The 18,871-nt window shown below is 58.8% G+C and carries 18 protein-coding genes; 9 read left to right on the forward strand and 9 right to left on the reverse strand.

Translation table 11 applies throughout. The features are described 5' to 3' along the window. Positions 1–8: 8 nt before the first annotated feature. Together tam and CU100_RS21745 are read right to left on the reverse strand one after the other, a co-directional pair. Positions 9–785 carry a trans-aconitate 2-methyltransferase gene (tam, locus tag CU100_RS21740; RefSeq protein WP_170113940.1) on the reverse strand — a complete coding sequence of 259 codons (777 nt, stop codon included), beginning with the start codon at positions 783–785 and terminating at the stop codon, positions 9–11. A gap of 77 nt (positions 786–862) precedes the next feature. Beyond that, positions 863–2,080, reverse strand: coding sequence for a DUF2865 domain-containing protein (locus tag CU100_RS21745; RefSeq protein ID WP_170113926.1), 1,218 nt, complete (start codon positions 2,078–2,080; stop codon positions 863–865). Between the two features lie 750 nt (positions 2,081–2,830). Between CU100_RS21745 and CU100_RS21750 the strand changes: the two genes are divergently transcribed. Next, on the forward strand, positions 2,831–3,205 hold the full coding sequence (locus tag CU100_RS21750; protein ID WP_106718736.1) for a YciI family protein: 375 nt from the start codon (positions 2,831–2,833) through the stop codon (positions 3,203–3,205). Then, positions 3,202–4,443 (forward strand): RNA polymerase sigma factor, encoded by a 1,242-nt coding sequence (locus tag CU100_RS21755; RefSeq protein ID WP_106718737.1) that lies wholly within the window; start codon positions 3,202–3,204, stop codon positions 4,441–4,443. Before CU100_RS21750 ends, CU100_RS21755 begins: the two co-directional genes overlap by 4 nt. Positions 4,444–4,456: 13 nt before the next feature. Here CU100_RS21755 and CU100_RS21760 read toward each other — a convergent pair whose 3' ends face one another. The 7 genes from CU100_RS21760 to CU100_RS21790 all read right to left on the reverse strand — a co-directional run bounded on the left by CU100_RS21760 (position 4,457) and on the right by CU100_RS21790 (position 12,236). Continuing rightward, positions 4,457–5,080 carry a DapH/DapD/GlmU-related protein gene (locus CU100_RS21760; RefSeq protein ID WP_106718738.1) on the reverse strand — a complete coding sequence of 208 codons (624 nt, stop codon included), beginning with the start codon at positions 5,078–5,080 and terminating at the stop codon, positions 4,457–4,459. A gap of 89 nt (positions 5,081–5,169) precedes the next feature. Then, a complete protein-coding gene (locus CU100_RS21765; RefSeq protein WP_106718739.1) occupies positions 5,170–6,798 on the reverse strand; it encodes an MFS transporter in 1,629 nt (542 codons plus the stop codon). Positions 6,799–7,179: 381 nt separating this feature from the next. Then, entirely contained in the window at positions 7,180–7,995 is an 816-nt protein-coding gene (locus CU100_RS21770) for a formylmethanofuran dehydrogenase subunit C (protein ID WP_106718740.1), read from the reverse strand. Continuing rightward, positions 7,992–8,900, reverse strand: coding sequence for a formylmethanofuran--tetrahydromethanopterin N-formyltransferase (gene fhcD, locus CU100_RS21775; RefSeq protein WP_106718741.1), 909 nt, complete (start codon positions 8,898–8,900; stop codon positions 7,992–7,994). Before fhcD ends, CU100_RS21770 begins: the two co-directional genes overlap by 4 nt. Then, entirely contained in the window at positions 8,888–10,522 is a 1,635-nt protein-coding gene (locus tag CU100_RS21780) for a formylmethanofuran dehydrogenase subunit A (RefSeq protein WP_106718742.1), read from the reverse strand. Before CU100_RS21780 ends, fhcD begins: the two co-directional genes overlap by 13 nt. Next, the gene (locus tag CU100_RS21785) at positions 10,516–11,610 is read right to left on the reverse strand and encodes a molybdopterin-binding domain-containing protein (RefSeq protein WP_106718743.1); all 1,095 of its coding nucleotides are present in this window, start codon (positions 11,608–11,610) and stop codon (positions 10,516–10,518) included. Before CU100_RS21785 ends, CU100_RS21780 begins: the two co-directional genes overlap by 7 nt. Before the next feature lie 236 nt (positions 11,611–11,846). Continuing rightward, positions 11,847–12,236: a 4a-hydroxytetrahydrobiopterin dehydratase gene (locus CU100_RS21790; protein ID WP_106718965.1), complete on the reverse strand. Its 390-nt coding sequence runs from the start codon at positions 12,234–12,236 to the stop codon at positions 11,847–11,849. A 123-nt stretch (positions 12,237–12,359) separates the two neighbouring features. On the opposite strand from CU100_RS21790, the gene CU100_RS21795 reads away from it, so the two are divergent. From CU100_RS21795 to fae, 7 genes are all read left to right on the forward strand, one after another. After that, positions 12,360–13,325 carry a beta-ribofuranosylaminobenzene 5'-phosphate synthase family protein gene (locus tag CU100_RS21795; RefSeq protein ID WP_106718744.1) on the forward strand — a complete coding sequence of 322 codons (966 nt, stop codon included), beginning with the start codon at positions 12,360–12,362 and terminating at the stop codon, positions 13,323–13,325. Positions 13,326–13,359: 34 nt separating this feature from the next. Beyond that, the gene (locus CU100_RS21800; RefSeq protein ID WP_106718745.1) at positions 13,360–14,256 is read left to right on the forward strand and encodes an NAD(P)-dependent methylenetetrahydromethanopterin dehydrogenase; all 897 of its coding nucleotides are present in this window, start codon (positions 13,360–13,362) and stop codon (positions 14,254–14,256) included. Further along, positions 14,222–15,355 carry an ATP-grasp domain-containing protein gene (locus tag CU100_RS21805; protein WP_106718746.1) on the forward strand — a complete coding sequence of 378 codons (1,134 nt, stop codon included), beginning with the start codon at positions 14,222–14,224 and terminating at the stop codon, positions 15,353–15,355. The genes CU100_RS21800 and CU100_RS21805 overlap by 35 nt, the downstream gene beginning before the upstream one ends. After that, positions 15,352–16,305 carry a methenyltetrahydromethanopterin cyclohydrolase gene (gene mch, locus CU100_RS21810; RefSeq protein ID WP_106718747.1) on the forward strand — a complete coding sequence of 318 codons (954 nt, stop codon included), beginning with the start codon at positions 15,352–15,354 and terminating at the stop codon, positions 16,303–16,305. Before CU100_RS21805 ends, mch begins: the two co-directional genes overlap by 4 nt. Positions 16,306–16,318: 13 nt before the next feature. Then, a complete protein-coding gene (locus CU100_RS21815; protein ID WP_106718748.1) occupies positions 16,319–17,233 on the forward strand; it encodes an ATP-grasp domain-containing protein in 915 nt (304 codons plus the stop codon). Continuing rightward, on the forward strand, positions 17,230–18,093 hold the full coding sequence (locus CU100_RS21820; protein ID WP_106718749.1) for a triphosphoribosyl-dephospho-CoA synthase: 864 nt from the start codon (positions 17,230–17,232) through the stop codon (positions 18,091–18,093). Before CU100_RS21815 ends, CU100_RS21820 begins: the two co-directional genes overlap by 4 nt. A 154-nt stretch (positions 18,094–18,247) precedes the next feature. Beyond that, positions 18,248–18,754 carry a formaldehyde-activating enzyme gene (gene fae / locus CU100_RS21825; protein WP_106718750.1) on the forward strand — a complete coding sequence of 169 codons (507 nt, stop codon included), beginning with the start codon at positions 18,248–18,250 and terminating at the stop codon, positions 18,752–18,754. The last annotated feature ends 117 nt before the right edge of the window (positions 18,755–18,871 follow it).

An 18,871-nucleotide genomic window follows, 5' to 3' on the forward strand; every position in this document is an offset into this window, starting at 1 on the left:
ATTCCAAACTAATGCGTTGCTACGATGAAGAGGCGCGGGAATGGCAACAGCACCATGCCACCGTCGTCCGGCTCATAGGACCGAGCCAAGATCTGCCTGTACTTCTCGAGGAAATCCGCCTGTTCTTCTTTGTTGAGCAAAGCAAGATACGGCCGCAACGCCGAACCGGTGAACCATTCAATGATACCATCCAGTCCTTGCAGGGGATGATGATAGGTCGTTCGCCAGATGTCGATGCGCCGGCAGTAAGGGCGCAGTAATCGATAGTAAGACGACGCTGTTCCGATCTTGCTGCGTGTGGCATCGGCCTCCGACATGCGTATTGCCCAGCGCGTGTCTGCCGCCACGTCCCTCATGGCAACATGCGTCGCCTCCTCCAGATTATCCGGCATCTGTATCGCCAGACAACCGCCAGGATTGAGATAGCCCAAGAGCCGCGGGAAGAGCCTGTCGTGCTCGGGTAGCCACTGCATGACGGCATTGGCGTAGAGTAGGTCAGCAGCCTTCGTCGGCTCCCACTTGTCAATGTCAGCCACGGTGAAGTTCCGGCCGGGAAGCCGCTCCTTCGCCTTTGCCACCATGTCCGCAGAAGAATCAACTCCCACGACCTCAGCCTGCGGATATCGCTCTATGATCAACTCGGTGGAATTGCCCGGACCGCATCCGAGGTCCACCGCATATTTCACACCCTGGTCGGGAACGGCGGATAGAAGATCATAGGCCGGGCGGGTCCTTTCATCCTCGAACTTGAGATACTGGCCGGGCGACCAATCCGATTGTCTCATGTACATCTATGCTCCTGTCGATAGTCCAAGCAATAACATTGGAGATCACAACAACGAAGCTGAAACTGAATTCTATTTTACTGTATTCGCCGGATGATATCCGATGCGATCGTCTCGACGATGTTTTCAGGCGTGAGGATGCTGGCCCTGCTCTCCTGAACATCTTCTTCGCGCGGTTTCGCAGCAAAATCGGTCGCGTCGGTTTCGTTCGGAAAAAATGCCGGACCGACAATCCTCACATCGCGTCGAGCTATCTCGTTTTCACCGGCGTCTCCCTGTTCTGGTTCTTGAGATTGAGCATCTATCTGCGCTTCTCCGGGCTTTCCCGGGGTTTTGACACTCTCGGACTGGGGATCGGAGGTATTTGGCACTGCCGCCGTTATCTCAGATCGAGCATGGCATGTGCAGCCCGGCACGGCTCTGACGCCCGCAGTGCGATAGTTGAATGCGTTTGGCAAGTCAGTGTAGGGCCTGCGGTCGGCAACGGAGATCATTGCATCTGATTCCTGCTCCGGCACAGCGTGGAAATACAATTTTGCATTTCCGGCCGGGCACATGGCACTACAGGCATTCTGATCGCGTGCGAAATATTTTGGCTTGGTGGAAAACGAAATAGGGAAGTAATATCCGTCACATGTGCGGACGCAAAGGGTCCGGTAGCCCTTCTTGACAATGCCGTTCACACTCGGCTCTGTCCCTTCATACGTAGCTGCCAATGTCTCCGGTCCCGCCGATCTTCGGCGATGCGCCTCACGTGCATCCAATTGCCTTTTGAGCATGGCCTTCGGCGCGGATGCAGTCGGTTCATGGGATCTGGTGCCACCAAAAAGAACCTCCAGCAGCGTCCTACGCTGGATACCCGGTGCATTGTCTTTTCGGTCTGCCGACGCCACTCGATCATTACAGCCTTTCGCCTCCAGCGACGCCAATATCTGCTGGCGCGAGGGTTGTGCGGCACCGGACCTGTCGCTCGCCTTCTGCAGCTTTGCCAGTCTTGCCGACATCGCCTGCAGGGCCTGCGTGTAGCGCTTGCATACAGCCGTTTCGCCTCGGGAGAAGAGGAAGCCACCACAGCCCTGCGCGTTTGCCTTCGCCCGCATCTGCTGAAGTTGTCGCGCCTGTCGCTGTATCAGCGGGCCATTTCTTGGCGAGACGCTGTTACTATTCGATGTGTTTGCCAATTGTCGCTGCAACATCGCGCAACTGGCTGAGGCAGCGTGACTGCTTTTAACCGGCCAAAAAACGAGTGCAGGCACAACCAAAAGTGGAATAATCGAAAGCAGCCGCATTGTCATGTGCATCCTCCCGAGATGCTACTAACAAACAAAAACTCTGACTGCGTGCAACGCCGGAGCGAAACCGAATGATCTTGAAAACTGTGCCAGTGATTGTCCGGAACTAGTGACGCCTTCCCCTCCAGAATAATACATTCTTTTGTCTCAGGTAATCCCAATTACTTATTTATCAAAACAATATTAATGACAATTCTGTGACACATGACGAGGTTGAGCGATTCGCTGAACTGCACAGTGAAGCCGCACTACTTCGACTATTTCTCCAGGACGGTTTACCTAGGGAAGCGAGAAATTCCGATTTGCTGACTTGTTGTAGTTATTAAGTATTGATCTGTCATTTCTAAGCGCAATACTACGAATTATTGTGACTGACCTCTTTCAAGGACAATCAGCGCGACCTAATACCGTATGTATAGTGCATCCGATCAGGTGATATAACGCGAGAGGCGAATTCATCTACAAGAAGCTGATATCAGCCATTCTGATTAGTCCCGGCCCCACTGACTTCTCGTGGTCCGCCTCGTCGGATGTGGGACATACAACCGGAAAATGTAAATCTTCGTACCGAACCTCGAGCAAGCTGCACCCGCGGCGAGATCTTGGCACATGAAACGCGTATCAACATTCTGGCGCGCCAGAAGTGTCGCGGCGCTGTTCCGCTTTTGTCGCTGGTTCTACTGCACAATTCTCTCGACCGGTTGTCGGGATTTGACATACTGGTTCGTCTTCATTTGAGAGGGAACGATCCAGATGCTCTACGCCATACTTTGCTATAATCCCGAAGACGTCGTCGGTTCCTGGACAAAGGAAGAAGACGATGCCGTCATGGCCCGCCTCGCCGTCGTTCAGGAGAAACTGAGCCGGCAAGGGCGTCTTGGTCCGGTGGCTCGGCTTCTTCCGACGACGGCTGCCACGACACTTCGCAAGGGCCGGGACGAACCCCTTGTCATCGACGGGCCCTTTGCTGAAACCAAAGAACAACTGCTCGGATTTTACGTTGTCGAATGTGCGTCGCTGGATGAGGCATTGGAAACGGCGCGGGACCTTGCCAGAGCGAACCCGGGTAGTGGCTCCTATGAAATAAGGCCAATCGGAATCTTCAAGCCAGGATCCAGTTTTCCATGAATAACGCCGGTTCCATCGACGCAATACTTACCGCAGCACGTCCCCAGACGGTAGGGGCGTTGCTCCGTTACTTCCGAAATCTGGATACCGCAGAGGAGGCTTTTCAGGAGGCCTGCGTGCGTGCACTGAAAAGCTGGCCAAAGAACGGTCCGCCACGCGATCCCACGGCGTGGCTGATCTTTGTCGGACGCAATAGCGCAATCGATGTGGTGCGGCGTCAGGCCAAGCAGCAGCCACTGCCGCCGGAAGAACTTCTTTCCGATCTCGACGATACGGAGACGATCGTCGCGGAGAAGATCGATGGCTCCGATTACCGGGACGATATTCTTCGTTTGCTGTTCATTTGCTGCCACCCGGATCTGCCTGCGGCGCAACAAATTCCCCTGGCGCTGCGTATCGTCTCAGGTCTGTCGGTTCGGCAGATCGCCCGAGCCTTTCTCGCAAGCGAAAGCGCCATGGAACAGCGGATTACACGGGCCAAGAGCCGCATTGGCCGAGGTGAGATTCCGTTCGAGACGCCTGGACCTATCGAGCGGGCGGAGCGTCTCGCCGCAGTGGCAGCCATGATCTACCTCATTTTCAACGAGGGTTATTCGGCTGGCAGTGACGAGTCGGAGGCACGTTCCCCGCTCTGCGATGAAGCCATACGTCTGTCGCGTTTGCTCCTGCGCATTTACCCGACCGAGCCGGAAATCATGGGTCTGACTGCGCTCCTGCTTTTGCAGCACGCCCGCGCCGGAGCTCGTTTTGGCGCGGATGGCTCTGTCATACTGTTGGAAAATCAGGACAGAAGCCTCTGGAATCGCACGATGATCGGCGAGGCGTTGGCGATGATCGACAAGGCCATGCGGCATAGAGCCCCCGGCCCATATCAGATACAGGCTGCCATCGCCGCGCTGCATGCACGCGCGACCCGCGCCGAAGACACGGACTGGACTGAGATCGACCTGCTTTATGCGGCGCTCGAACGGCTAATGCCATCACCTGTAGTAACGCTCAATCGTGCGGTTGCTGTCGCGAAGGTGAGAGGACCGGCAGACGCGCTGGAGATGCTCGAACCGCTCGAAGAACGACTGTCGGGTTACTTCCATTACTTCGGTGTAAAAGGTGGTTTGCTTACCAAAGTCGGCCGAACGAAAGAGGCAAGGGAGGCGTTCAATCGTGCCATTTCGCTCGCAAACACGGCGGCCGAGGCCGCACATATCCGCATGCATCTGGATCAACTTGCGAAAGACTGAACTTCCTTTCGTTTCAAGCACTTAGATACTTCTCTACGAAGGCCTCCGCGCTCATGGAACGCATGTCTGGAAGTGTTTCTCCAAGCTTTGCATGATCCCAGTCCCACCAGGCCAGAGCAACCAGCTTTTCCGCGAGCAATTCCGGGTGGCGTCGCTTGATGAACCTGGCTGGAACACCGGCAACGATAGTATAGGGATCGACATCCCTCGTCACAACAGCAGACGATCCCACGACTGCCCCGTCTCCTATAGTAATTCCCGGCATGATAACGGCTCCATGGCCGATCCATACGTCATTGCCAATATTCACCTGGTGATCCCGGCGCCACTGGAAGAATTCCAGGTCGTCGCCAAGATCAAACCCGAACTGACGCGAACGATAACTATAATGATGCTGGCTGGCACGCCATGTCGCGTGATTTCCCGGATTGATGCGGACAAAGGCAGCTATGGAACAAAACTTGCCGATTTTCGCATAGATGATCGAACCATCGTGCACGATGTAGCTATAGTCACCGAACTCGGTTTCGACGATGGCGGTGCGTTCGCCGACTTCGGTATATTGTCCGAGCTTACTGTCGCGCACTGTTGCGGTGGGGTGGATCGACGGAGCAATCCCCAGCATCTTCTCACTCATTCCGACGCCTCTCTTCTGGCAAAATCATTCGGTGGCTGCATAAAGGCGGGATGCGACAACATTATGAATGTATTGGGTAATTTACGCGTTCAGGACATATCGATAGGCGTCTTGTGCGCAGCGATATCATGCGGCAGCGTCGTCTGCCGCTCGATCATGCGATGCACGCGCGGTTCCGCGGGACCACGATGCAGCGCGCGGATGCGGTCCCCTATGACAGCGTCAGCCTGGGTTCGCCGTTGATTGTGTCGCACATATTCCACCCAGGTCGGCGTATGATAGCTTTCGGTCCAGATTTCCGGGTTCTCCAGGTCACGCATCAACGCCCAATGCCCTGCCCCGTCGCGGATGCGGATACGCCGCCGCGCAGCCATAACCTCAAGGAATTCAGGGACATCGCTCTCGGCAATGACATAATCGATCATGATGACGATCGGACCGCTGCGCGGTTTCAGGTCTAGCTTCAGCAGCGGCTCGCTGAATCTGTTGAGCGGATCGAGATTGAGCGTTTTAAACTCTGGCAAGGCGTAGCGGAGGCCCACGGCAGCGCCGAACAACATGACTATACTTGAAACGAGGAGCGCCTTGTCCGCGCCATACTCGCCCGCGGCGACACCCCATAACCAGCTGCCGGAAGCTATGCCGCCGAACGTCGTCGTCTGATATAGCGAGAGGGCGCGGCCCACGACCCAGCGGGGCGTCGACAGTTGCACTGTCACGTTGAACAACGAGAGCGCGAGCACCCAGCAGGCACCTGCTACAAGCAGTGCCGCATTGGTCGGCCATTCATTGCTGCTGATGGAGGCTAGACCGGCGCTGACAGCGAAGCCAATAAATGCAATGCGAACAATGGCTTCGCTCGAGAGATACTCCCGCAGGCGCGCACTGATCAGCGCACCGGCGATAGCGCCGATACCGAACGATCCAAGCATGACGCCGTAGACCAGCGGTCCGCCGTGAACCAGATCGCGCGCCACCAATGGCAGGAGCGCGAGAACTGCACTCGCGGAAAGGCCGAAAATGAAGCTTCGAAAGATGACTTTTCCGATGTTCGGCGACATGGCGACATAACGCAGGCCCGCCGAAACCGCTCGCCCCAATGTCTCGCGCGGCAATGGGTTCGGATCAAATTTCGGCTGCCATCGAAACAGGGCATAGATGAGCGGGATGTAACTGATAGTATTCACGGCGAAGGCAGCCGCCGCCCCTGCTATAGCGACAATCACACCGCCGATGGCCGGACCAACACTGCGTGTAATATTGAATCCCATGCTGTTGAGGGCGACGGCGCTGGCCAAGTCTTCCCGCGGAACCATATCCCCGACGGAGGCCTGCCACGACGGATTGTTGAGCGCCGTTCCACAACCTATGAGGAAAGTGAAGGACAAAAGCAGCCATGGGGTGATGAGATTGAAGTGCGAGAAGAGCGTCAGCAACACGGAGACGCCGAGCATGAAGCTCTGCGCGACCAGCATGACACGGCGGCGATTGAAATTGTCGGCAAGAGCTCCGGACACCAACGAAAACAACATGATAGGCAAGGCCGTCGAGGCCTGGACCAGCGCAACCATGTCGACGGAATCGGAGATCGTCGTCATCATCCAGGCCGCGCCCACGGACTGGATGAGGGAACCGAAATTGGAAGACAGACTCGCAAGCCAGATGGTCTTGAAGGTGTCGTGCCTAAATGGCGCGAGTGGCGATACGCGGTTTGTCACCTCATCGACTTTCTTCTTGGAAAGACATCGGCGTTACTATCCTGTATTAGGTCGCGCTGGCTGGAATTTCCACATCTCACGGCCAACGCAGCACCCATAGCCTGTGTTCCTTTCAACTTGGTACAATTAAATTGCACGTCCGCGTTGAATTTCTCGCGTCAAATTCAAGCCTTTTGAAATGAGAAATGTATTTTCCTGTGTGAGAGCCATCAAAATCCCTGCGATTCTTCCCCAAAAGGGCGCCCGGCTCACTGAGAAATGCCGTGTTCTTGCATTTTGCCGGAAAATTAATTGAACGAGCGTTTCTTTAATTTTTCCGAGATCACAGCTATGTGGAGGCAAAGGTCAATTTTCGCGCATCTGAGGGGCGAGTGCAGAAATCTATCTTCCTCGCCGGAACAGAATCTCGCCCTTGCCGGACACCGCAAGGTCGCCGCCGAACTTGCCGGGGCTTGCTCCGAGCAACGGCCTGTCTATGATTTTTTCGCGGATCAAGAATCGGTCGAACAGACCGGAAAAAGCAATGTCCGTCTCTCCGCAGTCAATGAAAGTCGGCGCGAGAAATTCGGGACGCCGATCGAACAGCAATGAACCTCGTTTCATCAGGTAGCCTGGCGTTGCTCCGACGCGGCCGGTGACGGCGATCGTTCCCGCGATCATGCGATAGCCCGCATAGTCGCCGCAGCCCCTGAGGATGGCGATGATGCCGCGGCGCAACCGCTCGCCCGCATAATTGCCGGCCTTGCCGCGAACAATCAGCATGCCGCCTTCCATGCCGGTGATTTCTCCGGCAAGCGGCCCGCCGAGACAGTCTCCGGCATTGCCCTTGATCTCAAGCCGGCCGCCGCTCATGCCGGAACCTGCGTGATGCCCGGCGCTGCCCTCGATGAGCAGGGAGCCGCCCGTCATCTGCCGGCCTGCCTGCGAGCCGACAGCTCCGGTAACACGTATGGCGCCGAGGGCAAGGCCTGTCCCAACCTTGTCGATGCGGGTGCTGCCGCCCTCGATGACGATGTTTTCCACATTCCTGCCGGTGACCTTGAAGACATCGCCAACCGTGGCAGGCTGGCGGCCTGATCCGATCCGCAGCCTGGCGATGTCGAGATCGGTCAATCCAGCCAGGCCTGCGGGAGTGAGCGCCGACAGGTCAAGGCGCTCTTCCGGCTCGGCGAGAAGGGAGAAGGTCAGCGCTTTCATGGCAACAGATCCTTCAAATGATAATGAAACTTGCCGAGCTTGCCGCCGTAATTGCCGGCGCTGATGCGAAGCGCGCCGCGCTTGGGACCAAGGTCGATGACAGCCTTGAGGCCGGCCCGCATGGCGAGGCCGACGGCGTCACTGGTTTCGCCGTCTATGACGATCTCCAGCACCGCATTGATATCGGGCGTCAACGCACTCTTGACCACACCGCGCAAGGTCGGTGCGAAGGCGTCGTTGGTCGAGGCCATCATTCCCTTGTACTTGCCGCCGACTTTCGAGCCGGACCGGACGATACCTCCGGGAAAGGGCATGATTGCGCCGGGAACCTTTTCGATGGCAGCGACGGCACGTTCGGCAGCGCGCATGGCCTTGGCACTATCGGCCGCCAGAAACAGCAGGTTGCCGCCGCCGACGGCAAGCTTGGTCAGTCCCGTCGTCGCCTCGCAAAGGAACTCGCCGTCCATGACGGGAACGCGCCAGTAATGCCGGCCGCCAAACTTCTTCGATATCTGCCAGCCATCGCCGAAATAGCGCAGCGCATTGCCGAGGTCGAGAGGCGCGGTTCCTTCAAGGTCGGCAAAGCAGGCGCTGCCCGGCGATGTCAGCACGCATTGTCCCAGCCGGTTCTTCAACTGCTTCTGCAACTCGTCCGTGCCCATGGCGAATATCATGACACGGCAACCAGGCCGTCCATCGGGCGTTTTCGATGCGGGCAGGTCCATGTCGATCGCCGCTTCACAGCCGCAGCCGATGACGGATGTCGCGAAGCCCGTCATCGTGATTGCGGCCTGACGCGCCCATTTCAGCGTCGGGGCGGTGATGATGATTGCCGTGGCGCGCATGCCAAAGGCTTCGGCGAACGTGTCATCGATGAGTACGCCGTTGCGGGTCAGCTGTTCCATGGGACCTCCGCGAATGGATCCTCGCGATGGATCGCAGAATCCGGGAAGGTGAACCAATCAAGCGACAGGCCGTAGCGCTCCTCATGGAAGGCTTGCATGCGCTTGACCATTGCCTTGTCCGGCGGAGGATTGAGCCGCAGCGTCTTGCCAAAGCGATAATGGGTAACCTTGCCATTCTTGACGACGAGATCACCATTCTTGAAGACCAGGGCGGCCTCGCGGAACATCTTGGCGATATCCTTTCCCTTGCGATAAACCGCGACATCGGCGATGGCGCCTGTCCCGAGATGACCGCGATCCTTGAGGCCGAGGAGCTTCGCGGGGGCTGCACGGGTCATGATGGCGATCTCTTCCAATGTGTACTCGCGCCGCACTGAAGCGAGGGTCGTCATGCCAAGTGCCGTTGCGTTGAGTTCGGTGGATTTCGCATCGCGGGCATCGCTGCTCATCAGCAATTCGAAGAGTTCCGGATAGGCGGTGAAAGGGGCGCCGTTGGGATGATCGGTCGTAAAGAAGACCCGCCAGGGATCATCGATGAGCAGGAAAAGCTCAAGGCCCACCGCCCATTGCAGGGAGCCGTAATAGTCCTGCTTGTAGCGATACGGCACTATGCCGCCGCCGCCATTGCCGTCGCCATCCATGATGACGGTCTTTTTAGGATTGGCGTTACCGATGGCCGAAAACTGCCGCATCACGTCCGAGGAGATCGTCACCGTCTGGCCGAACATGACCTGGCCGATATCGATGGTTACGTCCGGATTGCCGTTGACCGCTTCCGCCAGGCGTGCCGCCTCGGAGGAAAACTTGCGCTTGCCCCCGGTGCCGTAGCCATAGAATTGCAGATGGGCAAGATGCATCGGCACACCCTCGCTCGCAGCGATGGTTGCAGCGGCCGTATCCGCGCTGCCGGCAATGCCGAGATTGTTGGCATGTACATGCAGGGGATGCGGAATGCCGAGACGGTTGACGGACGCCTGCAGCGACTTGACGATCTTGCGCGAGCTGAGACCATATTCCGGCACCACATCATCGAGCGAGAAGGAGCGGACATTCTCCTTGAACGCCGCTGCCGCACCGGCATTGATGACCTTCACGCCGAGGGCGCGCGTCGATCCGACGACCCAGGCGATATAGTCGTCCAGCATCGCCGTCGACTTGTTGTTGCGCAGCAGCGACAAGGTAAAATCGTCATTGCCAAGGATCGCAAGCGTCGCCTTGTCGATAATCGGGATGTCGGCAAGCTCAAGATGCGTATGAAGCGCCGTATAGGGCGGCATCGCAGGCTCGACCACGGTTGTAAAGCCCATCTGCGCATAAAGGGTTCCGGTCTGAAAGGTCGACCAACCCGCGTTTGAAAGGGGGGTATTGGCAGGCCGCGGCTGATGAGCGCGGTGATGCTCGGGCAAGAGCAGCCGCGCCGTGTTCACGTTTCCCCCGCCGATATGCGAATGGATATCGATCGCACCCGCCATGACGATGCAGCCCGAAACATCATGGATCTCGTCTGGCTTTTCGCCCTTCGCTGCGTCGGCAAGCACGCCGTCCCTGATCCAGACGTCGCGCTTCGATGTAGCGCCGTTGACAGGATCCACGACCTCTCCACCGGTCAGGCGGATCAGCATGGCAGGGCCCTCTGGCCGGGCAAGGCCTCGGCCAGCCGGTTTATTATGCTCGATATATTCGGCAGTTCGGAGGGCTTGCCGGCAGGCACTGCCCTGAACGTGCCAATGCGGCTTGAATAGGAGACCGCATCATGATCGATTCCAGGCTTTCCAACAGATATGGTGACTTTCGCCCCGGGGGTCGGGGCATCCGTCTTGCTGAGCGATATCAACGCAATACGCCCCCCCTTGGGGGGAGTTTCACCGCCCCTCGTCGACATCCAGACATGAAGGTCCGCTTCCTTGTCGCGGATCATGCGCTGGATGTCCCACCGTCCGGGGTCATAGCTTGGGAGGCTATTGGAAAAACCTGTTCTAGGGGGAAATCCTGTCATCCAAAGTGAGGTGAGAGCGGTGCCCCACGCGTCGTCATCGGCAGGCAAGAACACGCTGCTGGCGCGGCCCGTCTTGTTCAGGTCTGCGATCAAGCCCTGCAGCATGACGAGGCCGGGTGCCTCGCCGGACGCGCCCGAGAAGACGAAAACCGGAAACAGTGCACCGGCCAGAGCTTTCCTGAAGCGATCGAAATTGGACACCGACACGGCAGTCGCACGATTTTGCAACCCGGCGCGAAGAACTCCGAGGACACTGCCAAGGGACTGGCCCTCGGCGCGCAGGGGCGTCGCTTTCAATTTGCGCGCAAACGTGGCGGCGCGGGGCGTGTCCGCCCCATCGATGTGGAACCAGCTGCGCTTGTGCCTGTCGCCGAGATCCGGCTGCGAGCCCGCCCACGCCTGCAGAAGATCGTGATGAGCCGCAGGAATATCGCCGACAATCACAATCAGGCTGGAACGGCGTCTCGCTTCGCCGGGCGTGGTGAACATGCCGCCGTGATCGGTGAACAGCGCGACCTCTCTGGCAAGCACCTCGCCCATGGCGTGGTCGTAAGCGCCGCCTAACCTTTCGGCCAGCGCAATAGCACTGCGCGTGCCGTGCACATCGGCATCGAGCGTAAAAACTGGACAGCGGCTGGACCCCAGAAGCTTTGCAGCGTTCCGAATAGCATCCGTCAAAGAGACCGGCTGGCTGCCAACCCATGCAACCGACATATTCCGCAACTTTCTGGTGCCAGCCTATACTTAGCGACCTTTTTTTCGAATGTGAACCCTAGGGAGCGTCGATATTCGCGCCAAGACGGTCTGCAAACGGTAATTTTCTGCGATCCGGTGCTCTCGTAGGTCAAGTACGCGCCGCTCGCCGCAAGGGCGGCCCCAAAAACCACCGTTTTCGCCGCGTCATTGTCGCGAATCTCGACACACCCGATAGCGGCGTGCAAATATTCGGATTAATCGTCGTATTTCACATAGGCGAAGCGCTGGTCGGTTTGCGGCGTTCCTTCCAGCGATCCCGCCTCCTTGCCTGGCTGCCAATGCACGACGCTCTCGATCTTCTTCGCCAACTCGAAATCCTTGTCCGTAATGCCCTTGGCGGCATGATTCTGCAACAGGACCTCGACCCAGGCATAGGATGCCTTCAAGTCCGGGTGGTGCCAGGCTGCCTCGGCGAGGTGCCCGACAGTGTTGATCACCATCAGAGTCGATTTCCAGCCATGCGTCTTGTACTTGCGCCGGATCCAGCCGTTCTCGTAACGCCAGTGCGGCAATTCCGCACTGAGCTTTTCCGCAATTTCGGTTTCGGAATATACTCTTTCCCGCGGTTTCTTATCGTCGGTCATCAGCGCCACTCCCACTTCCTCGTTCATTGCCGGATGCATGAATCCATGAACCTCTTGCACCTCGGTCGAAAGACGATATCATAGCGCAGGGCCCGATTTTTGAGATTATGTAAAGAATAGCAAATGTCGGAATCCGTCACCATCAAAGTCCCGGCACGTCTCCATCTCGGCTTTCTCGACATTCCGCGCTCGGGCAGCGAACGCTTCGGCAGCGTCGGCTTGCCTGTGCAGGACATAGCGACAATCCTGACGGTTTCGCGTTCGGCCGAGACCATGATCAATGGCGACGAACAGGCGCGCATAAAGCAGCATGTGACCACCCTGTGCGACCATCTCGGCATCAAGGCACAGCACCGCATCAACGTTCAGCGCGCCATTCCCCGGCATGTCGGCCTCGGTTCCGGCACGCAAATTGCGCTCGCCGTGGCGGCAGCGATCCGTACTCTGCACGGCCTGCCACTCGATGCCGTCAACGACGCCGTGCTGCTCGGGCGCGGCTCCCGCTCCGGGATAGGCATTGCGGCGTTCGACGAAGGCGGCGTGATCGTCGATGCCGGCAAGGCACCGGGCAGCGCAGCGCCTACGGTCGTCTCGCGCATACCACTGCCTGAAGCCTGGCGCATCATTCTCGTCTTCGATGCCGCGACGCAGGGCATTCACGGCGAGGCGGAGATCGAGGCCTTCCGCTCACTACCGGCGTTTCCGCAAGAGACTTCGGCCGAAATCTGCCGGCATGTGGTCATGGGCATGATGCCGGCTCTGATCGAACGGGATCTGGCATCGTTCGGCAAGGCTGTCGAAGCGATCCAGTCGGCTATCGGCAGCTATTTTGCACCCGCGCAAGGCGGCGTATTCACGAGCAGGCATGTCGAAGCCACCATGCGACGGCTTGCAGAGGCGGGTGCCGCCGGCGCTGGCCAGAGCTCGTGGGGACCGACGGGTTTCGCCTTCGCCGCATCGCAGACGGAGGCGACGCGCATTGTCGATGCCATTGGCGGGCGGTCGCCCGGCACCACCATCCAGATCGTTGCGGGCCGAAACGCGGGTGCGGATATCACGCACACCACATTAAACTTCGCAACAGCTTAAGTTCAGGGCCCATTATCAACAAGGAGCGGAAACAGTGAGCCGCAAGACCATCCTTCACATGCTGACACCACTTCGGCAGATGAGCCCGTTCGACGTCAACATGGCGCTCGATGCAGGCTACGATGCCGTAGTTCCCTATACGGATGTCACCCTGGCCGACGTGGGCAACCTCGTTCAGGACGCCATATTTTCGCGCCCGCCGGATGCGGGTGTCGCGACAGGCATTTTCCTTGCGGGCAAGGACGCGCCGACGGCGCTGGATATGCTCGATGCCGCGAGGAAGGCCATGGTGCCGCCCTTTGAAATCTCGGTGTTCGCCGATCCGGCAGGCTCGTTCACCACGGCTGCCGCAATGGTTGCCAAGGTGGAGAAGGCGCTTGTCAAACATCACGATCGCGAACTGAACGGAACCTCCGTGGCAGTGTTCGGCGCGACGGGTGTCGTCGGCTATTGCACGGCCGTAATCGCCGCCGAACAGGGTGCCCGGGTGACGATCGTCGGGCATGACGGCCTGGCTCGCGTCCAGGAGGTTGCGGCCTCCATCAAGGCAAGGTTTGGCGTGACGGTCGAGCCCGCCGACGGCTCTACCGAAACCCCCAAGAGCGCGCTGATAGAGGCCGCGGAGGTCGTTCTTGCGGCGGCCAAGGCAGGGGTTCAGGTCATTTCCAGAGCGCAACTCGGTTCCGCGGGCGGCCTCCTCGTCGCCGCTGACGTCAACGCGGTTCCGCCAGCGGGTATCGAGGGATTGAAGGTCAACGCCAATGGCGAGCCGCTCGATGCGACACAGGCTGTCGGCATTGGCCCGCTCTCCATCGGCAATGTGAAATACAAGACGCAGGCCGGTTTGTTCGAACAGATGATCCAGGCAAAAAAGCCGGTCATCTATGATTTTCGGGATGCATTTACCCTTGCCCGCGACCTCGCCAAATAGCGCGATCCTAATCGCGGCAATCTCCGGACGCTCGCTCGCGGCGGCGGCACGGCGAGCCGGTTTTCGCCCGCTGGTCGCCGACCTTTTCAACGATGCCGATACACTGGCGCTGGCCGATCGCGCTGTGAAGCTTGCGGGCAATCTGCGGGGCGGGATCGATGATGAGCGGATCATCGAGGCGCTCGCCGACCTTGCGCGCGATGACCGGCCGCTGGCGGTGATCTACGGTTCGGGCTTCGAGCGCAAGAGCGAAATGATCGACATCATCGCGGGCAGGTTCATGCTCGCCGGCAACTCGGGCAAGACCGTTCGTCTCGTGAAAGACCCGCAGGGCCTGGCGGCTCTGTGCGATGAGCTGGATATTCCGCACCCGGAAATTCGCATCGATCCGCCAGCGAATCCCAAGGGATGGCTGACCAAGCTCGCCGGCGGCGCGGGCGGTTCGCATGTGAAACGCGCCAAAGGCGATGCAGGCGCCGAGCACTATTTTCAGCGCTTCGTGGCGGGCAAGAACATTTCAGTGTTGTTTGTTGCGGATCGAAGGAAAGCCCACATTGTCGGCTTCAGCAGGCAATGGTCCTCGCCGTCAAGGCATACACCTTACCGTTATGGCGGCGCGGTGCGGCTGCGACGTTTCGAACGGAGCAAGACATCAAAGGTCGAGGGCTGGCTGACTGCCCTGACCGGACGTACGGGACTCGCGGGACTCAACAGTGCCGATTTCATCGAAGGTGACGGCGGGTTGCATCTGATCGAAATCAATCCGCGCCCGGGTGCGACGCTCGACATCTTCGACAGCGATCACACGCCGCTGCTGCGCGAACACCTGCGGGCGATCATGGGGGCTGACATTTCAGTGCCGGAGTATTCCGGTTCAGCCGCCTCCGGGATTGCCTATACGGCGAAGGCCATCAACGTCTTCCCGAAGATCGACTGGCCGGCGCTGACGGCGGATCATCAGATGTCAGGCACCACGCTCGCAGCAGGCGATCCTGTCTGCACTGTCTTTGCCACGGCGCCTTCGGCTGCTGCGGCCATGCGTGCCGTGAAGGACCGCATCAAGGAACTATCGATCAACTGGAGGGGGGATTTTCCATGAGGGACGGTCATGCCTATCTCAACAGAAATGCGCAACGCATAGCCGACGGAATGATCGAGGATGCGGACCGGCTTGGCATCAGTCACAGCCGCGGCAGCCTTGGCGAACACCTGATCGACGCGGGAGCCGAACGGCGTGGCGGCATTGAAGCAGGCCTGCGTATCGTCGAAATTTGCATTGGCGGACTTGGCAACGTGTCGGCGGCGCTCAATGGCGGAAAATGGCCCTATTCGATCGACGTCCGCTCTTCGCAACCGGTTCTCGCCTGTCTCGGCAGTCAATATGCCGGGTGGAACCTGTCATTCGAGAAATATTTCGCCATGGGCTCCGGCCCGGTCAGGGCGCTGGCACGGGTCGAACCGCTGTTCGATGAGATCGCCTATCGCGAGCCGGAGGCGGCGACGTCGGTGGTCATCCTCGAAGCCTCGACACCGCCGCCCGCCGCCATCGTGGAAAAAGTGTCGAAGGCGACCGGTCTTGCTCCCGACCGGCTGACTTTCATCTATGCGCCGACGCAAAGCCTAACCGGATCGGTGCAGATTGTCGGTCGCGTCCTCGAAGTTGCCCTGCACAAGGCGCACGACCTGAAGTTTCCGCTCGACAATATTGTCGATGGCGCGGGGCGCGCGCCTATCCCCGCGCCGCATCCCGATTTCCTGAGGGCCATGGGCCGGACGAATGATGCGATCATCTATGGCGGAACTGTCCAGCTTTTCGTCAAGGGCAGCGCACAAGCGGCACAAGATCTTGCCGAGCAACTTCCAAGCCATACGTCCCGCGACCATGGCCAGCCATTTGCCGATATCTTCAAGAAATTCAAAGGCGATTTCTACGCCATCGATCCGCGCCTGTTCAGCCCGGCGGAGGTAATCGTTACGGCGATCGAAACCGGTGATACGTTCCGCGGCGGAGCAATTCACAATGCAATGCTGGAACAATCCCTGGGTTGAGGTGCGCGATAGAATGCAAGACACTATACTGATCCTTTCCGACCGGCCTGACCGGCAGGTGAAACAGCTACGCGCTTCGCTCCGCGCTCTTGGCTTCAACGTATTGGCGCTGCCGCTGGTGGATGTGGGTTTTGACAGCCGCTACCCTTCCGGCATAGCGGTGCCGCGCATGAATGGCGCCCTGCCCGCCGCGGTCATTGTCCGCTCGATATCGTCGGGGACGTTCGAAGCGATCACCCGCCGCCTCGGCATCCTGCATGCCTTCGCGCATCTTGGCGTTCCCGTGTGGAATTCGGCAAAAGCAATCGAGCGCTGCGTCGACAAATCGACCACCACGTTCTTCCTGGCGCAGGCCGGACTGCCGACGCCTGAGACCTTTGCGGTGGAAAGCATCGCCAATGCGAAGGCCATCGCCGAGCGCGAACTGATGCATGGTCCGCTGGTGCTGAAGCCGCTTTTCGGGTCGCAGGGCAAGGGTATCCGCCTCATCCGCAACCTTGAAGACCTGCCCGAGCCGGGGGAGGTCGACGACGTCTATTACCTCCAGCGCTTTGTGGCACGCCCGGGCCCGCCCTATTGCGACTACCGCGTCTTCACCTGCGATGGCGAAGTGCTTGGCATGATGGCGCGCCGCGCCGAGGGCTGGATAACAAACATTGCCAAGGGTGCGAAGGCAGAGCCGGTCGAAGGGCCTTTGCGTGCCAAACTGGAAAGTCTGGCGCTTGCGGCCTCTGCTGCCATCGGCACTGATTTCGCGGGGGTCGATATCATTCCGGCGGCCGATGGCAGGCTCCTCGTGCTCGAGGTCAACAGCATGCCGGCGTGGACAGGCTTGCAATCCGTTGTTCCCGTGCGGATTGCCGATTGTATCGCCCGGGCACTGGCTGCTTCCATCGAAGAGGAACTCGACGAGAGGCCGGCCGCGTGACCCCCACGCGCGAACAGATAAGGCGAGCGTATATCGACGCGTGCTATATCGAGATCGACGCGCTGAAGCCGGGCAACGTGCATCGTTTTGCCGATGGCCACCGCATGAGCGCCGAGCAATTTTTCGACAGTGCACAGGCCTCGTCCCATGCTGTCACCGACCCTCTCCTGACTGTCGGCCAGCGCATTTTTGCAGCCGTGAAGGCAACGCGCCGCAAGGTGGAAACCAACACCAATCTCGGAATCCTGCTTCTGTGTGCTCCCCTGGCGAAGGCGGCAGAGGCAGGCGTCACCGATCTGCGCGCGGCGCTCCGCTCAGTGCTGGAAAAGCTCGGCACCGACGACGCGCGCGAAGTTTTCGCGGCGATCATGCTGGCCCAGCCGGGCGGACTTGGGTCAGCGCCAAAGCATGATGTCTCGACTGTGCCGCAGGTGCCGCTTCTCGAAGCAATGGGCGAGGCTGCGGACCGGGACATGATCGCCCGGCAATATGTCACCGGATTTGCCGATGTTTTTACCGGAGGGCTCGGTGCATACCGCGCTGCCGTGGACCGGGGCGAAAGCGGGATGTGGCCGGTCGTTTTCACCTATCTGTATTTTCTCTCATCGTTTCCCGACAGCCATGTGGCACGCAAGCACGGCAATCCGGTAGCGCGAAAAACCCGCGAGGACGCGCAGGCGATTCTGCACCGTGTCGAAGCCATCGGGGATGGCAGGGAGCGCGAAAAGCTTCTCCTCGCATTCGACGGACAATTAAAGAAGGCGAACATCAATCCGGGAACGTCGGCGGACCTTACGGTCGCGACGCTTTTTACGTTCTATCTCAACTTGGCCTTGCATAATGACGAGGTAAATGCTTGAATTTCGACAGCGGATTTCGTCCGCTGCTATCTGGCCAACCGACCCCGCTCAAAGGGTGCTGTGAACAAGGATAGCTGTCCATCGGGAGTCGTGTCTCGAGGTACGGCGTCTTTGGACAAACCATTGGGACAACGGTTTAGGGAGGTATTAGGCCGTGGCAAAAATCAACAAGGTTATGGTTGGCGAATCGCTCATAGGCGATGGGAATGAAGTCGCGCATATCGATCTTCTGATCGGACCGCGTGGCAGTGCTGTCGAAACGGCATTCTGCAATGCACTGACGAACAACAAGGACGGGTTCACCTCCCTTCTTGCGGTCATAGCGCCGAATATGGCGTGCAAGCCGAACACTATATTGTTCAACAAGGTTACGATCAAAGGCGCCAAACAGGCGGTTCAGATGTTCGGACCTGCACAGCATGCAGTGGCAAAAGCGGTTCAGGACAGTGTTGCCGATGGCACCATTCCAGCGGACGAAGCTGACGATCTGTTTATCTGCGTCGGTGTCTTCATCCACTGGGAAGCCGAAGACGACGCGAAGATCCAGGACTTCAATTACCGCGCAACCAAGGAAGCGATCCAGCGCGCAGTAACGGGCAAGCCGACTGCCGCCGAAGCAACGGCCCAGCGCGATTCAGTCAAGCATCCGTTCAGCGCTTAGACACGAGACAACCCCGCACAGAGCATACCCTCTGTGAAACCGGAGGGTCTGTTGCGCCGGTTGGCAAAGAGTCTGGGTTTCTAGACAGGAAGAAGGGGGAAAGAGCGATCTTTCTCC

The organism is Phyllobacterium endophyticum (assembly GCF_003010935.1).
Taxonomy (GTDB): Bacteria; Pseudomonadota; Alphaproteobacteria; order Rhizobiales; family Rhizobiaceae; genus Phyllobacterium; species Phyllobacterium endophyticum.

Coding starts and splice junctions, on each gene's coding strand:
- CU100_RS21745 (WP_170113926.1), bottom strand. CDS start 2,080: ATGACAATGCGGCTGCTTTCGATTATTCCACTTTTGGTTGTGCCTGCA.
- CU100_RS21785 (WP_106718743.1), bottom strand. CDS start 11,610: ATGTCGGTTGCATGGGTTGGCAGCCAGCCGGTCTCTTTGACGGATGCT.
- CU100_RS21755 (WP_106718737.1), top strand. CDS start 3,202: ATGAATAACGCCGGTTCCATCGACGCAATACTTACCGCAGCACGTCCC.
- mch (WP_106718747.1), top strand. CDS start 15,352: ATGAGGGACGGTCATGCCTATCTCAACAGAAATGCGCAACGCATAGCC.
- CU100_RS21780 (WP_106718742.1), bottom strand. CDS start 10,522: ATGCTGATCCGCCTGACCGGTGGAGAGGTCGTGGATCCTGTCAACGGC.
- CU100_RS21795 (WP_106718744.1), top strand. CDS start 12,360: ATGTCGGAATCCGTCACCATCAAAGTCCCGGCACGTCTCCATCTCGGC.
- CU100_RS21750 (WP_106718736.1), top strand. CDS start 2,831: ATGCTCTACGCCATACTTTGCTATAATCCCGAAGACGTCGTCGGTTCC.
- CU100_RS21760 (WP_106718738.1), bottom strand. CDS start 5,080: ATGAGTGAGAAGATGCTGGGGATTGCTCCGTCGATCCACCCCACCGCA.
- CU100_RS21770 (WP_106718740.1), bottom strand. CDS start 7,995: ATGAAAGCGCTGACCTTCTCCCTTCTCGCCGAGCCGGAAGAGCGCCTT.
- CU100_RS21790 (WP_106718965.1), bottom strand. CDS start 12,236: ATGACCGACGATAAGAAACCGCGGGAAAGAGTATATTCCGAAACCGAA.
- tam (WP_170113940.1), bottom strand. CDS start 785: ATGAGACAATCGGATTGGTCGCCCGGCCAGTATCTCAAGTTCGAGGAT.
- CU100_RS21815 (WP_106718748.1), top strand. CDS start 16,319: ATGCAAGACACTATACTGATCCTTTCCGACCGGCCTGACCGGCAGGTG.
- CU100_RS21805 (WP_106718746.1), top strand. CDS start 14,222: ATGCATTTACCCTTGCCCGCGACCTCGCCAAATAGCGCGATCCTAATC.
- fhcD (WP_106718741.1), bottom strand. CDS start 8,900: ATGGAACAGCTGACCCGCAACGGCGTACTCATCGATGACACGTTCGCC.